We start from the raw sequence: 14,072 nt of genomic DNA on the forward strand, positions 1-14,072 counted from the left end.
ACCGAGTGCCTCGAACGGCGTGTCGAGTGAGCCGTCGAACACGTGTGGCGAAAGAGACGGCCGGAGAGGTGACCTCGCTGACCTGCGCTTCCCCACCCCCTCCTGCACCCTGGACGAATGGGAGTGTGGGACCTCCTGTTGGTCGGCCTGGTCATGCTGTTCGGCCTGGTCGGCGTTCTGGTGCCCGGAGTGCCGGGGTCGTGGCTGGTGTGGGCCGCGGTCCTGTGGTGGGCGCTGAAGGATCCGCAGCCGGTCGCCTGGTTCGTGCTCGTGTCGGCCACCGTCGCCCTGTTCCTGTCCCAGGTGGTCCGCTGGGCGCTGCCACCCCGCCGACTGCGGGAGAGCGGAGCGACCCCGCGCATGGCGGTGTACGCCGGTCTCGGCGCGTTCCTCGGGTTCTTCCTGATCCCCGTGCTCGGCGCGATCCCCGGTTTCATGGCCGGCATCTACGTCTCGGAACGCCTCCGCCTCGGCCGGCACGGCGAGGCGCGGGCCGCCCTGCGGCAGGCGATGCGCTCGGGCGGCTCCAGCGTGCTGGCGGAGCTGTTCACCTGTCTGCTCATCATGGGCGCGTGGCTGGGGACGGTGCTGTGGGGCTGACGTAGGACCGTGGTCCTGGGCCGGGATTCCGATGTGCGGTGGGGGCGCGCGTGTTTGGGTGTCTGCCATGACCGCATTCAGCGAGGCCGAGCGCGCGTATCTGACGTCACAGCGGCTGGGACGGCTGGCCACCGTCGATCCGCACGGGCAGCCGCAGGCGAACCCGGTCGGCTTCTTCCCGCAGGACGACGGCACCATCCTGATCGGCGGCCACGCGCTGGGCCGGACCAAGAAGTGGCGCAACCTCCAGAAGAACCCGAAGGTCGCGCTGGTCGTCGACGACATCGTCAGCCTGAAGCCGTGGACGGTGCGCGGCATCGACATCCGCGGGGAAGCCGAACTCCTCACCGGCCCGCACGAGTTGGGCCCGCACTTCAGCGAGGAGCTGATCCGCATCCATCCGCGCCGCATCCACAGCTGGGGGCTGGAGGAGTCCTAGAGCGAGCCCTCCAGGGTGAGCAGGGTCGTCTTGCGCTCCAGGCCGCCCGCGTATCCGGTCAGGGAGCCGTTCGCGCCGATCACGCGGTGGCACGGGCGGAGGATCAGCAGCGGGTTGGCGCCGATCGCGCCGCCCACGGCCCGGACGGCGACCCGGGAGGCACCGACGCGGGCGGCGATCTCGCCGTACGTCGTGGTCGCCCCGTACGGCACGTCGTCGAGGGCGTCCCAGACCCGGGTGCGGAACTCGGTGCCCTCGGGACGCAACTCCAGCTGGAACTCCTTGAGTTCACCGGCGAAGTAGGCGGCGAGCTGCTCGCGGGCCGCCCGGAAGGGGCCGGGGTCGTGCCGCCAACTCTCCTGGACGGTACGGCCGTTCTTCTGCCCGGGCACGGAGAGCGAGGTCAGTGCGCCGGTCTCGTCGGCGGTCAGGAGCAGCTCACCGACGGGGCTGTCGAGGCGGGTCCAGCGGGTGGTCATGATGACTCCAACTCTCCTGCTGCGCGCAGGTGTTGCCAGGCGTAGGAGCGCCAGGGGCGCCAGGTGTCGGGGGTGTCGGGGCCGGGTGGGGCGACGTCGGGGTCGCCGAGCGCGCGTCTGCGGATGACGGCGACGGTACGGGCGTCCAGGCCGGGCAGGGCGAGCAGCGCGTGCTGCGCCTCGTCGCGGTCGGCGCCCGGGTCCAGTCGTACGGCACCGTCGGCGAGGGCGGTGGCGAGCGCGCGCAGGGGACCGGCCGTCTCCGTGAGGGCGGCGGGCTCGGGGAAGAGGTGGGTGAGGCTGCCGCAGGGCGCGTCCAGGGTCTTGCCGTGGCGCTGGACGAGCCGTTCGGCTTCGTCACGGCCCACCAGGGCTCGTACGGCGAGCTCCTCGGGGTCGGCGGCGCCGGGCGAGCGGAGTCCCGGGCGGGCGGCGACCAGCGGGGCGAGCCGGGTGTCCGCGCCGAGGCGTTCGTCGACGGCGTAGGGATCGGCGTCGAGGTCGAACAGGCGCCGCAGCCGTCCGACGGCGGTGGTCAGGTCGCGGGGGTCGGTCAGGTGCAGGTGGGCGTCGAGCCAGCCGCCGGGGTGGGCGCCGGAGGTGGTCCGGAGCGTGCCGGGGCGTTCGAGGACGGCGACGATTCCGGTGCCGTGCGGGAGGCGGAGGGTACGGCGGTAGGTGCGCCGGCCCGGTGTTCCGGTGACCTCCTCGACGCCGGGGACGGCCTCGCTCGCCAGCAGGTCGAAGACGGCGGCGGACCGGTAGGGGCCGCGGTGGGCGAGCCGTAGCGGAATGCCCGCCGTGGGGGTGGCCGCGCGGCGGGCGGTCCGGGCGGCGGCCCGCAGGTCGGTGGGTGTGGTGGCGTAGATCTCCCGGACCGTGTCGTTGAACTGGCGCACGCTGGCGAAGCCCGACGCGAAGGCGATCTCCGTGACCGGCAGACCGGTGGTCTGGAGCAGCACGCGGGCGGTGTGGGCGCGCTGGGCGCGGGCGAGGGCGACGGGGCCGGCGCCCAGCTCCGCGGTGAGCTGGCGCTGGACCTGCCGTGCGCTGTAGCCGAGGCGGTCGGCGAGCCCGGCGACGCCCTCCCGGTCGACGACCCCGTCGCCGATCAGGCGCATCGCCCGGCCCACGACGTCGGCGCGGACGTTCCAGTCGGCGGAACCGGGCACGGCGTCCGGACGGCACCGCCGGCAGGCCCGGAACCCGGAGCCCTGCGCGGCGGCGGCCGTCGGGTAGAAGCGGACGTTGTGACGCTTCGGGGTCACCGCGGGGCAGCTCGGCCGGCAGTAGATCCCGGTCGTCTGGACAGCGAAGAAGAACTCCCCGTCGAACCGGGCGTCCCGACTGCGGACGGCTTCGTACCTGGTGTCTTCGTCCATCACGCGTTCCAGTGTCCGCCGTGCGCGGGGGTGCCGCTGGCGGAAATCGGACAGCGCGGTGCGGGGAGGTGGGGGGGACGGGTACGTGGCCGGGTGCGGGTGCGTCGTGGCTGGTCGCGCAGTTCCCCGCGCCCCCAGGCAGGTGGGTGCGGCCAGGCAGGACCCGGCCGCACCCGAACGACTACGCCCAGCGCCCCCGCTTCGCCTCCATCGCCGCCTTCCCCTGCGCCCCCCGCTTCTTCCACTCCTTCCGGATCTCCGAACGGAGCCTCGCGTCGGTCTTCGCCACGATCCGCTGGTTCTCGCGGATCAGCTTCCGGTAGCTCTCCAGCCGCCGTTCCGCCAGCTCGCCGGAGGCGATCGCGGCCAGGACCGCGCACCCCGGCTCGCTCTCGTGGGCGCAGTCGTGGAACCGGCACCGCTCGGCCAGTTCCTCGATCTCCGAGAACACCTGTCCGACCCCGACCTCGGCGTCCCACAGCCCCACGCCCCTGAGGCCGGGTGTGTCGATCAGCACGCCCCCGCCCGGCAGGGCGAGCAGGTTGCGGGTGGTGGTCGTGTGACGGCCCTTCCCGTCGACGTCCCGCGTGGTGTGCACCTGCATCACGTCCTCGCCCACGAGCACGTTGGCCAGCGTGGACTTCCCCGCGCCGGACTGCCCGAGCAGCACGGTCGTGCCGCCGGAGACGACCGCGACGAGGACGTCGAGCCCTTCCCCGTCCAGCGCGCTGACGGTCAGCACCGGCACCCCGGGAGCCGTCGTCTCCACGTCCTGCACGAGATGCGAGAGCGTGACCGCGTCCGGCACCAGGTCGGCCTTGGTGAGCACGACGACGGGCTGCGCCCCGGACTCCCAGGCCAGGGCCAGGAAGCGTTCGATACGGCCGAGGTCGAGTTCGACGGCGAGCGACACGGCGACGATCGCGTGGTCGACGTTGGCCGCGAGGATCTGCCCCTCGGACCGCTTGGAGGAGGTGGAGCGTACGAAGGCGGTACGGCGCGGCAGATACGTCCGTACGTAGCGTGGGTTGCCCCCGGGCTCGACGACGGCCCAGTCGCCGGTGCACAGGACCCGCATCGGGTCGTGCGGGGTGACGAAGGCCGTGTCGGCCCGGAGCATGCCGTCGGCGGTGACGATGTCGCACTGCCCGCGGTCGACCCGGACCACGCGGCCGGGGATGAGCCCCTCGGGCTCGTAGGGGGCGAACGCGTCCGCCCATGCCTCGTCCCAGCCGTAGGGAGCGAGAGCGGTGAAAACGGAGGTGGAAGTCAAGGGAGACCCTTCACAAGGGTGGCCCGGCACGGGGAATCGAGGTCAGCCGACGGCCACGGAGGTGGACTTGATGATCTGGATGCGGGCAGCGCTCATCGCAAAGACAGCCATCGGTCGACACCTCCTCTCGTCCCAGCTCGTGGGGCACGACAGCCGTGCGCCGTCGTGCGAAGCGGTCCTCACCTTAGGGGGCCGGTGTCGCGCCCGCCACCGGTTTTCCCTCACCCCCCGCACTCACTCGAACAGCCCGGTGCGCTGGTCGTACGGCGGCGGCGGTTGTGGCATGGAAGGCATCGGAAGGCATCGCCCACTTCCAGGAGACCTCGTGATGACCCAGCGTCCGCCCCGCCCCGTCCGTGTGCTCGCCTCCGCCCTGGCGGCGGGTGCCCTGTTGACGACAGCCGCCTGTTCGGACGGTGACGACAGCGGGGCGGAGAGCGCGGACACCACCCGGATCTCCTCCTCCCCGCTCGCCCAGGAGTCGCCGGCCGCGCTCACCCCGGCCGGGGCGCGGGCCGCCCTGGTGACGGAGGCGGATCTGGAGGGCGACTGGGACCAGGTGAAGAACGCGTCCACCTGGCACGACAGCCTGCTGGTCGGCAAGGTCGACGTGGCCGACTTCCTCTCCGCGAAGGCGAACGCGGCCGACTGCCAGAAGCTCCTCGACGCGCTCTACGACGACGACCTCCTGGGCAAGCCGTCGGGCGCGTCCGCGCTGACCGGCTTCGAGGAGGGCGACTCCCGGCTGCTGTACCAGGTCGCCGCCTACGACAAGGCGGCCCTGAACACCTCCCTGAACTGGCTGAAGAGCCTGCCGGTCAAGTGCGACCAGTTCACGGCCACGGACAGTTCGGGCGGGAAGCGCACGGTCCAGGTGACCGAGAGCTCGCTGCCCAAGGAGGGGGACGCCCGGCAGGGGCTGCAGGTCACCGTCCAGGGCACCTCGGGCGGCGCGCCCACCACCCTCACCCTCGACGTCGCCGTCGTGCGGGTCGGCACGGACGCGATCACCATCACCAACGGCGGCTTCGACGGCGCCGACAGCGACAGCACCAAGACCGCCGTCGAGCTGGGCACGGAGCGCCTGAAGGACGTACAGGCGGGCCGGACGCCGTCCGCGGACCCGGGCGAGATCGACTGATCGGGGCGGGAGTCGGGGGGCTGGGAGCGGGCCCCTGAAGATGTCGGGTCGGACGAGGAGCCGCTACGCCAAGCACGGCATACACAACCCCGGGGAGCTCGTCACACTCCCCGAGGATGTGGGCGGCAGGCGTGCGCGAGGCCGGACCGGCCTGAGCTAGTTGGCCGCGTCCACCTCGCTCTCCGGCACTTCCGCCAACTCCACGTCGTGCACGAGGGGTCCGTCCCCCACGACCACCTGGCGCGCTCGGGACACGTACGGCGTGGCCGTCGCCGCCAGCAGGTACTCCCCCGCCGCCGGCGCCGCCACGACGTACGACCCGTCCGCCAGCGACGTCACCCGCTCCAGCTGACGCCCGCCCTTCGTCAGGAGCGTCACCGCCGCGCCCTCCACCGGCTCGCCCTCCTGTGTGCGGACGAAGCCGTGGATCACCGAAGCGGGCTCACCCGGCGACGGGACCTCGTCCTCGTCCTCCTTCGGTTCCACCGCCAGATGCGGCAGCCGCTTCTCCAGCCCGGCCGGAAGCCACCAGTTGGCCTTGCCCAGCAGGTGCATCGCCGCCGGGACCAGCGCCGTACGGAGGATGAACGCGTCCAGGGCCACCGCAGCCGCGAGGCCGAGGCCGAGCATGGCGCCGTCGAGGGTGCCGCTGAGGATGAAGGCGCTGAAGACGCAGATCATGATCAGGGCGGCGGAGTTGATGACCCGGCTCGTCTCGGCGAGGCCCACGCGCACGGCCCGTGCGTTGTCCTTCGTGTGGACCCACTCCTCGTGGATCCGGCTCACCAGGAACACCTGGTAGTCCATCGACAGGCCGAACAACAAGGACAGCATGATGACCGGCAGGAACGACGTGATCGGCCCTTCCTTGCCGCCGAGCAGATCCAGGCCCCAGCCCCACTGGAAGATCGCCACCAGCACACCGAAGGACGCGGCCGCCGCGATGAGGTTCATCAGCGCGGCTGTCAGCGGAACCACCAGGGAGCGGAAGGCCACCAGCAGCAACAGGAAACCGAGGGCGACGATCGCCGCGATGAAGTACGGCAGCCGTTCACCGGTCACCGTCGCGAAGTCCTTGTAGACCGCCGTGACGCCACCCACGTGAGCCGTGACCCCGGACTGGGGGATCACCTCGTCGCGCAGGCGGTCGATCAGCTGGTCCGTCCTCTCGGACTGCGGTGACGTCGTGGGCACCACCCGGATCACCGAGACGCCGTGCACGGGCGGGAGGGCGGCGACCTGGGCCACACCCTCGGTCTTCCCGATGGCCGACACCAGCGTCGCGGGTGCCGAGCCGTCCACGACCACCTGCAACGGCCCGTTGAAGCCGGGGCCGAATCCCTCGGAGAGCAGGTCGTACGCCTGCCGCGTCGTCGTCGACTCCGACTGGTTGCCCTGGTCCGAGGTGCCGAGCCGGATCGACAGGACGGGGACGGCGATGGCCGCCATGACGACGAACGCGATCACCGCGACCGCGCGCGGGCGCCGCTGCACGTACGACGACCAGCGTGCCGCGAGACCGCTCGCCTCCTCCGGCTCGGGGCCGGACGTGGCGAGCCGGCGCCGCTCGCGGCGGCTGAGCACCCGCATGCCGAACATCCCCAGCAGGGCGGGCAGCAGGGTGACGGCGGCCAGGATGCTGAGCACCACGGTCAAGGAGGCCGCGATGACCACCCCGTCCAGGAACCGCATGTTCATCACCAGCATGCCGCCGAGCGCGATGCACACCGTCGCACCCGCGAACAGCACCGCGCGACCGGAGGTGTTCAGGGCCGTGATCGCCGCGTCCTCGGGCTTCACCCCGCGCAGGATGCCGCGCCGGTGCCGGGTGACGATGAACAGGGCGTAGTCGATACCGACGCCCAGGCCGATCAGCGAGCCGACCAGCGGGGCGATCTCGGGCACGTTCGTGACGTGGCTGAGCAGTGTCGTCACCATGGTGGCGGTGCCGACCGCGGCGACGGCCACCACGATCGGCAGCAGCATCGCGAAGAGCGAACCGAAGGCGAGGAAGAGGACCACCCCCGCCGCCACGATGCCGACCAGTTCGGACAGCCCGGCGGGGGGTCGCTGGACGGTGGCGATGGCCTGGCCGCCCAGCTCCACCCGGAGACCGGCCCGTTCGGCGTTCTGGGCCGTGTCGATGACGTTCTCGACCAGCTCCTTGGGGATGGCGTCGGCCTGATGGGCGAACGTCACCTGGGCGTACGCGGTCCGCCCGTCCCGGCTGATCTGCGGGGCGCCACCCTTCGCGTACGGGCTCGCGACCTCCCCGACGCCCTTCATCCTGCCGATCTCGTCGAGCGCGGGCTGGATCCGGGACCGTACGGACTCGTCCCGTACCGATCCCGCGTCCACCTTCCACACCACCGTGTCGGTGTCTCCGGAGCTCCGCGGGAAGGCCTTCACCATCAGGTCGTTCGCGTGCTGGGAGTCCGTGTCCGGGAGGGAGAAGACATTGGTGTAGGTCGTCCCGGCGGCCGTACCCGCCGCGCCCAGTCCGAGCAGCGCGCCCACCCACAGCAGCAGGACCACCAGCCTGTGCCGATAGCACCATCGTGCCAATGCCACCACGTTCGTACTCCTCAAAGTTCTGTAGCCAAGAGCCGGTCGGTCCCCCAGGTCCTGGGCAACAGAATTGGCGGCCGCACGCACACGTGGGAACGTCGTGCCGACGACTCTCAAGAAACTCCAAGGCAGGAAAAGGGCCTGCTACCAGCGGCCGCGCGGATACTGGAGCCATGACCAAGGCTCCTGGCACCGTGCTGGTCGTGGAGGACGAGGAGAGCATCGCGGACGTCCTCGCCATCGCCCTGCGGTACCACCGTTTCGAGGTGATGACGGCGGGCACCGTCCGCGAGGCGCTCGCACTCGCCGAGCGCACCCGGCCCGACGTGGCGCTGCTCGACGTGATGCTCCCGGACGGCGACGGCCGCGCCCTGGGAAAGCGACTGCGCGCCGACCGGTCCGACCTGGCGCTCGTCTTCCTCACGGCACGCGACTCGCCCGCGGAGATCGTGGGCGCCCTCGGCTTCGGCGATGACTACATCACCAAGCCGTTCAACATCGACGAGGTGGTCGCCCGGACCACGGCCGTCCTGCGCCGGACGCGTCCGGCCGATGTGCTGCCGCAGCGTCCGCCGCTGACGTACGGCGACCTGGAGCTGGACGAGACGACGTACTCGGTGCACCGCGCCGGCCGCACGGTGGAGCTGACGCCCACCGAGTACGCGCTGCTGAGGTTCCTGGTGCGCAACCGCGGCCGCATCGTGTCGAAGGAGCAGCTTCTGCGCCACGTCTGGCGGTACGAGCACGCGCCGGCCGAGTCGACCGTCGTCGAGACGTACATCAGCTATCTGCGCCGCAAGCTCGACACGCTCGGGTCGCCGGTGATCACGACCCGGCGGGGCGTGGGATACGGGCTGGCATGAGCGGCGGCCGCGCTCGCTTCGTCGCCCGTTTCCGCGCTCGCCTCCGCTGCCGTCGCGGCTCCCTGTGCGGCAAGCTCACGGTGATGAACGTGGTCATGCTCGCGCTGGGCATCGGGCTCGCGACCACTGTGAGCGTGCTGGGCATGCGGATGTACCTGCTCGACAGTGTCGACACGGAGCTGATGTCGATGCGCGGCTCGATGGGCGAGGCACGGATCGGCATGGAGCAGGTCGACTCGCCGGGCGCCCTGGTCGCCGTCCGGGACAGGAACTCGCCCCCCTCGTCGGCCGCGGACGCCGACTCCCTCGTGCGGCAGGCGATCTTCGCGGCCCTGGACGAGAACGGGAAGCCGCTGGCCGTCGGCGGTTTCGCGCCCACCGCCCGGCAGCGCGCGCTCGCCGCCGCCGTCGGCGACCCGGCCGCACTGGTCAAGGACGACGAACCGCACGACGTCAGGGTGGCGGGCTCCCCCTACCGGGTCACGGCGGCCCGGCTCGACGACGGTACGACCGTGCTGCTCGCCACGTCGACCGGGACGCTGCACGACGTCCTCACCAAGACCGTCGGACTCGGCCTCGTCTTCGGCCCGCTGCTGCTGGCTCTGCTCGGCGGCCTGACGATGGTCGGGGTGAGCCGCCGGTTGCGGCCGCTGGAGTACATGGTGGAGACCTCGTCGGCGATCGCCGAGGGCGACCTGACGCGGCGCGTGCCTTCCAGCAGCCACCCGGCGCAGGAGGTCGAACAGCTCCGGCTCGCCCTCAACTCCATGCTCCAGCAGGTCGAGTCGGCGTACCGGACGCGCGAGCGCAGCGCCACCCAGCTGCGCCGTTTCGTCGCCGACGCCTCGCACGAGCTGCGCACACCGCTGTCCGCGATCCGGGGCTACCTCCAGCTGTTCGACAAGGGGATGCTGCGCGAACCGGCCGAGCGGACGCGGGCCTGGGACCGGATGAGCGGGGAGGCCGACCGCATGGGCCGCCTCGTCGACGAGCTGCTCACCCTCGCCCGCCTCGACCAGAGCCCCGAACTCCGCTTCCGCAACGTCGACCTGACCCGCCTGGTCCGCGACGCCGCCGAGGACCTGCGCGCCCAGCAGCCCGACCGCCCGGTGACCGTCGACGCGGACGGCACCCTCCTCGTGCACGCCGACGAGTCGGGGCTGCGCCAGGTGCTGGGCAACCTCATCGGCAACGTCCGCACCCACACCCCCGCCGACGTCCCGGTCCGGCTGACCGTGGAACGCGCCGACGGTGCCGTACGCCTGTCCGTCGCGGACGAGGGCCCGGGCCTCACCGAGGAGGACGCCTCCCGCGTCTTCGACCGCTTCTTCCGCGCCGGAGGCGGCGGGGGCAGCGGTTTGGGGATGGCGATCGTGCAGGGGGTCGTACGAGCCCACGGTGGCGAAGTGGAGGTGCACACGACCCCGTGCAAGGGCTTGAAGGCGACGGTCACACTCCCCCACGCAGGGGCGCGGGGCTGAGGGGCCGCTGATCCCGGGGTACTTCCGGGGCACAGCGGTATGTGACATAGTACTGACGTGAGCAAGCGACTGACCTGCGATGTCGTGGTCGTCGGAGCCGGGATGGTGGGTGCGGCCTGTGCTCTGTACGCCGCCCGGGCGGGGCTCGACGTGATCGTCGTCGACCGCGGTCCGGTGGCCGGGGGGACGACCGGCGCCGGTGAGGGCAATCTCCTGGTGTCCGACAAGGAACCGGGTCCCGAGCTCCAACTCGCGCTACTGGCCAGCGAGTTGTGGACCGAGCTGGCCGCGGAGGTCGGCGGGGCCGTCGAGTACGAGCGCAAGGGTGGCGTGGTCGTCGCCGCCACCCCCGACGGTCTCGGAGCACTGGAGAAGCTCGCGATCGGGCAGCGGTCCGCCGGAGTCGAGGCCGTGCCGGTGGGCGCGGACCAACTCCGCGACCTGGAGCCCCACTTGGCATCCGGCCTCGCGGGCGGTGTGCTGTACCCCCAGGACGCCCAGGTCATGCCGACGCTGGCCGCCGCTCATCTCGTACGGGCGTCGGGTGCCCGTCTGCTCACCGGCGCGACCGTGACCGAGGTGCGGCGCGACGCGGGCGGTGCCGTGCGCGGGGTGCGGACCGGCCGGGGTGAGATCCACGCCCCGTACGTCGTCAACGCCGCCGGGACCTGGGGAGCGGAGCTGGCCTCGCTGGCGGGAGTTCGCCTCCCCGTGCTCCCCCGGCGCGGCTTCGTCCTCGTCACCGAGCCGCTCCCCCGCCTGGTCCGCCACAAGGTGTACGCCGCCGACTACGTGGCCGACGTGGCCAGCGACTCCGCGGCCCTGCAGACCTCGCCGGTGGTCGAGGGGACGGCGGCCGGACCGGTTCTCATCGGGGCCACCCGGGAACGGGTCGGCTTCGACCGGTCGTTGTCGCTGCCCGCACTGCGGGCGCTGGCCGCCGGTGCGACCCGGCTGTTCCCCTTCCTCGAGCGGGTGCGCGCGATGCGGACCTACCTGGGTTTCCGGCCCTACATGCCGGACCACCTGCCGGCGATCGGGCCCGACCCCCGGGTACCGGGGCTGTTCCACGCCTGCGGGCACGAGGGCGCGGGCATCGGACTGTCCACGGGGACAGGGCACTTGATCGCCCAGGTACTCACCGGCCGGACACCCGACCTCGATCTCACGCCCTTTCGTCCCGACCGGTTCTCCGACACCGTGGAGGCCTCGTGAACCCGCTCAGGCTCGTGCGCGCCGAACCCGGACCCGCCTTCACCGTCACGCTCGACGGGCGGGAGATCGAGGCCCTGCCCGGACAGACGGTCGCCGCCGCGCTGTGGACGGCGGGCGTCACCTCCTGGCGCGGCACCCGGGGCGAGGCCCGCCCGCGCGGGCTCTTCTGCGGTATCGGCGTCTGCTTCGACTGCTTGGTGACCGTCAACGACCGCCCGAACCAACGGGCTTGTCTGCTGCCCCTGCACCCGGGCGACGCGATCCGCACCCAGGAGGGGACGGGCCACGATGAGTGAACCGACCCTCGCGGTGATCGGCGCGGGCCCGGCGGGACTCGCCGCCGGCCTCGCGGCAGCCGCGCGCGGCATCCACGTCACCCTGATCGACTCGGCCACGGAGGCGGGCGGGCAGTTCTACCGGCAGCCCGCGCCCGGCCTGGGTGCCCGTCGCCCGCAGGCACTGCACCACCAGTGGCGCACCTGGGAGCGCCTGCGGGACGGGCTGCGAAGCCACGTACAGGCGGGCCGCGTACGGCACTTGACGGATCATCACGTGTGGTTCGTCGAACGCCGGGGCGCCGCCGACTTCACCGTGCACGCCCTGCTCGGTCCCGAAGAGGAGGAGCCGGCCGAGGTACGCGCCGACGCCGTCCTCCTCGCCACCGGCGGCTACGAGAAGGTGCTGCCCTTCCCCGGCTGGACCCTGCCCGGTGTCGTCACGGCGGGCGGGGCCCAGGCCATGCTCAAGGGCGGGCTCGTGCTGCCCGGCCGTACCGTCGTCGTCGCGGGAACCGGACCACTGCTGCTGCCCGTCGCCGCCGGACTCGCCATCGCGGGCGCGACGGTTGCCGCCCTGGTGGACTCGGCCGATCCCGGAGCGTTTCCACGACGGTCCCGGGCGCTGGCGGCCCAGCCCGGCAAGGTCGCCGAAGCGGCCCGGTACGCGGGGCGGTTGGCCCGGCACCGGGTCCGCGGCCTCCTCCACCACACCGTCGTGGAGGCGCACGGCACCGAGCGGCTGGAGGCGGTCACGGTCGCGGCGCTCGACCGGGGCGGGCGGGTGCGCCCGGACACCCGGCGGCGCCTGGTCTGCGACACCCTCGCCGTGGGCCACGGCATGCTGCCGCACACCGATCTCGCCGACGCGCTGGGCTGCCGGGTCGACGGGAGTGACGTGTACGTCGACGAGGAGCAGCGCACCGATGTGCCGGGCGTGTGGGCGGCGGGCGAGACCACCGGGATCGGCGGCTCCGCCCTCGCGCTCGCCGAGGGGCACATCGCCGGGCGCTCGATCGCGGCGCGGCTCGCCGGACAAGAACCGGATCCGAGCGGGTGGGCGGCCGCCGCGCGGGCCCGGGAGAAGCTGCGCGCGTTCTTCGCCGCCGTCGACGCCGTGTACGCGCCGCCCGCGCACTGGGCCGAGCAGGTCACCGACGAGACCGTGGTGTGCCGTTGCGAGGAGGTGCCGGCCGGGTCGGTGCGGGCGGCGGTCCGCGAGCTGGGGGCCGGTGACCTGCGGACCGTGAAGCTGCTGACGCGGGCCGGGATGGGCTGGTGCCAGGGCCGGATGTGCGGCCCCGGGGTCGCCGGAGTCGCCGGGTGCGCGGAGACCGCGGGACGCAGACCCTTCGCGCGGCCGGTGCCGCTGGGGGTGCTGGCGCGGGCCGGGGAGCACGGAGATCTGCCGGAAGAACGGGATCAGTGAAATGTCACACCCTACGGAGAGGGAAACCGCATGACCACCGACCTTCGCCCCTGGCGCGGTGTCCTCGTCGCCACCGCGCTCCCCCTGAACGACGACCTGTCCGTCGACTACGGCAAGTACGCCGAACACTGCGCCTGGCTGGTGGAGAACGGCTGCGACGGTGTCGTACCGAACGGCTCGCTCGGCGAGTACCAGGTGCTCACCCCCGAGGAGCGCGCCAAGGTCGTCGAGACGGCCGTGGCCGCCATCGGCGGTGAGCGGGTGATGCCGGGCGTGGCCGCGTACGGCTCGGCGGAGTCGCGTCGCTGGGCCGAGCAGGCGCGCGACGCCGGCTGCGCGTCGGTGATGCTGCTGCCGCCCAACGCCTACCGCGCCGACGAGCGGGCCGTGCTCGCCCACTACGCCGAGGTCGCGAAGGCCGGGCTGCCGGTCGTCGCGTACAACAACCCCATCGACACCAAGGTCGACCTCGTGCCGGAACTGCTCGCCACGCTGCACGGGGAGGGGTTCATCCAGGGGGTGAAGGAGTTCTCGGGAGACGTCCGCCGGGCCTACCGGCTCGCCGAACTCGCCCCGGAACTCGATCTGTTGATCGGTGCGGACGACGTCCTGCTGGAGCTCGCGATCGCGGGCGCCAAGGGCTGGGTGGCCGGCTACCCCAACGCCCTGCCGAAGTCCTCGGTCGAGCTGTACCGGGCCGCGACCCGGGGCGACCTCGACACCGCCCTGCCGCTCTACCGCCAACTGCATCCGCTGCTGCGGTGGGACTCCAAGGTCGAGTTCGTGCAGGCGATCAAGCTGTCCATGGACATCGCGGGCCGGCACGGCGGTGCCTGCCGCCCGCCACGGGTGCCGCTGCTCCCCGAGCAGGAGGCCGCAGTCCGGGCGGCCACCGAGAAGGCCCTCGCGGCCGGACTGGCGTGAGGG

13 protein-coding genes are annotated in these 14,072 nt (G+C 72.5%); 9 read left to right on the forward strand and 4 right to left on the reverse strand.

Annotation, left to right across the window (positions count from 1 at the left end; translation table 11 throughout):
• Positions 1 to 117: 117 nt before the first annotated feature.
• Complete coding sequence (locus OHN19_RS08875; RefSeq protein WP_330263647.1) at positions 118 to 600, forward strand: DUF456 domain-containing protein; 483 nt, start codon at positions 118 to 120, stop codon at positions 598 to 600.
• A 67-nt stretch (positions 601 to 667) separates the two neighbouring features.
• The gene (locus tag OHN19_RS08880; protein ID WP_330263648.1) at positions 668 to 1,039 is read left to right on the forward strand and encodes a PPOX class F420-dependent oxidoreductase; all 372 of its coding nucleotides are present in this window, start codon (positions 668 to 670) and stop codon (positions 1,037 to 1,039) included.
• On the opposite strand, the gene OHN19_RS08885 is transcribed toward OHN19_RS08880, so the two are convergent.
• From OHN19_RS08885 to rsgA, 3 genes are all read right to left on the reverse strand, one after another.
• Positions 1,036 to 1,518 carry a methylated-DNA--[protein]-cysteine S-methyltransferase gene (locus OHN19_RS08885; RefSeq protein ID WP_330263649.1) on the reverse strand — a complete coding sequence of 161 codons (483 nt, stop codon included), beginning with the start codon at positions 1,516 to 1,518 and terminating at the stop codon, positions 1,036 to 1,038. The two genes, OHN19_RS08880 and OHN19_RS08885, sit on opposite strands and share 4 nt — an antisense overlap.
• Positions 1,515 to 2,900 carry a DNA-3-methyladenine glycosylase 2 family protein gene (locus OHN19_RS08890; protein ID WP_330269558.1) on the reverse strand — a complete coding sequence of 462 codons (1,386 nt, stop codon included), beginning with the start codon at positions 2,898 to 2,900 and terminating at the stop codon, positions 1,515 to 1,517. The genes OHN19_RS08885 and OHN19_RS08890 overlap by 4 nt, the downstream gene beginning before the upstream one ends.
• Positions 2,901 to 3,081: 181 nt before the next feature.
• Positions 3,082 to 4,173: a ribosome small subunit-dependent GTPase A gene (gene rsgA, locus OHN19_RS08895; RefSeq protein ID WP_330263650.1), complete on the reverse strand. Its 1,092-nt coding sequence runs from the start codon at positions 4,171 to 4,173 to the stop codon at positions 3,082 to 3,084.
• A gap of 328 nt (positions 4,174 to 4,501) precedes the next feature.
• On the opposite strand from rsgA, the gene OHN19_RS08900 reads away from it, so the two are divergent.
• On the forward strand, positions 4,502 to 5,314 hold the full coding sequence (locus tag OHN19_RS08900; protein ID WP_330263651.1) for a hypothetical protein: 813 nt from the start codon (positions 4,502 to 4,504) through the stop codon (positions 5,312 to 5,314).
• A gap of 156 nt (positions 5,315 to 5,470) precedes the next feature.
• Here the strand turns inward: OHN19_RS08900 and OHN19_RS08905 are convergent, their stop codons facing one another.
• Positions 5,471 to 7,879, reverse strand: coding sequence for an MMPL family transporter (locus tag OHN19_RS08905; protein WP_330269559.1), 2,409 nt, complete (start codon positions 7,877 to 7,879; stop codon positions 5,471 to 5,473).
• Positions 7,880 to 8,055: 176 nt separating this feature from the next.
• Here OHN19_RS08905 and OHN19_RS08910 point away from each other — a divergent pair, with 176 nt between their 5' ends.
• From OHN19_RS08910 to OHN19_RS08935, 6 genes are read left to right on the forward strand one after another with little or no spacing between them, the layout of a single operon-like run.
• A complete protein-coding gene (locus OHN19_RS08910; protein ID WP_330263652.1) occupies positions 8,056 to 8,745 on the forward strand; it encodes a response regulator transcription factor in 690 nt (229 codons plus the stop codon).
• Positions 8,742 to 10,226, forward strand: a complete 1,485-nt coding sequence (locus OHN19_RS08915; protein WP_419249510.1) for an ATP-binding protein — start codon at positions 8,742 to 8,744, stop codon at positions 10,224 to 10,226. Before OHN19_RS08910 ends, OHN19_RS08915 begins: the two co-directional genes overlap by 4 nt.
• Positions 10,227 to 10,283: 57 nt before the next feature.
• On the forward strand, positions 10,284 to 11,441 hold the full coding sequence (locus tag OHN19_RS08920) for an FAD-binding oxidoreductase (RefSeq protein ID WP_330263653.1): 1,158 nt from the start codon (positions 10,284 to 10,286) through the stop codon (positions 11,439 to 11,441).
• Positions 11,438 to 11,737 (forward strand): (2Fe-2S)-binding protein, encoded by a 300-nt coding sequence (locus OHN19_RS08925; RefSeq protein ID WP_330263654.1) that lies wholly within the window; start codon positions 11,438 to 11,440, stop codon positions 11,735 to 11,737. Before OHN19_RS08920 ends, OHN19_RS08925 begins: the two co-directional genes overlap by 4 nt.
• On the forward strand, positions 11,730 to 13,145 hold the full coding sequence (locus tag OHN19_RS08930; RefSeq protein ID WP_330263655.1) for an NAD(P)/FAD-dependent oxidoreductase: 1,416 nt from the start codon (positions 11,730 to 11,732) through the stop codon (positions 13,143 to 13,145). Before OHN19_RS08925 ends, OHN19_RS08930 begins: the two co-directional genes overlap by 8 nt.
• A 30-nt stretch (positions 13,146 to 13,175) precedes the next feature.
• A complete protein-coding gene (locus OHN19_RS08935; RefSeq protein ID WP_330263656.1) occupies positions 13,176 to 14,069 on the forward strand; it encodes a dihydrodipicolinate synthase family protein in 894 nt (297 codons plus the stop codon).
• Positions 14,070 to 14,072: the final 3 nt, after the last annotated feature.

The sequence above is a fragment of the Streptomyces griseorubiginosus genome (assembly GCF_036345115.1).
GTDB lineage: Bacteria > Actinomycetota > Actinomycetes > Streptomycetales > Streptomycetaceae > Streptomyces > Streptomyces griseorubiginosus_C.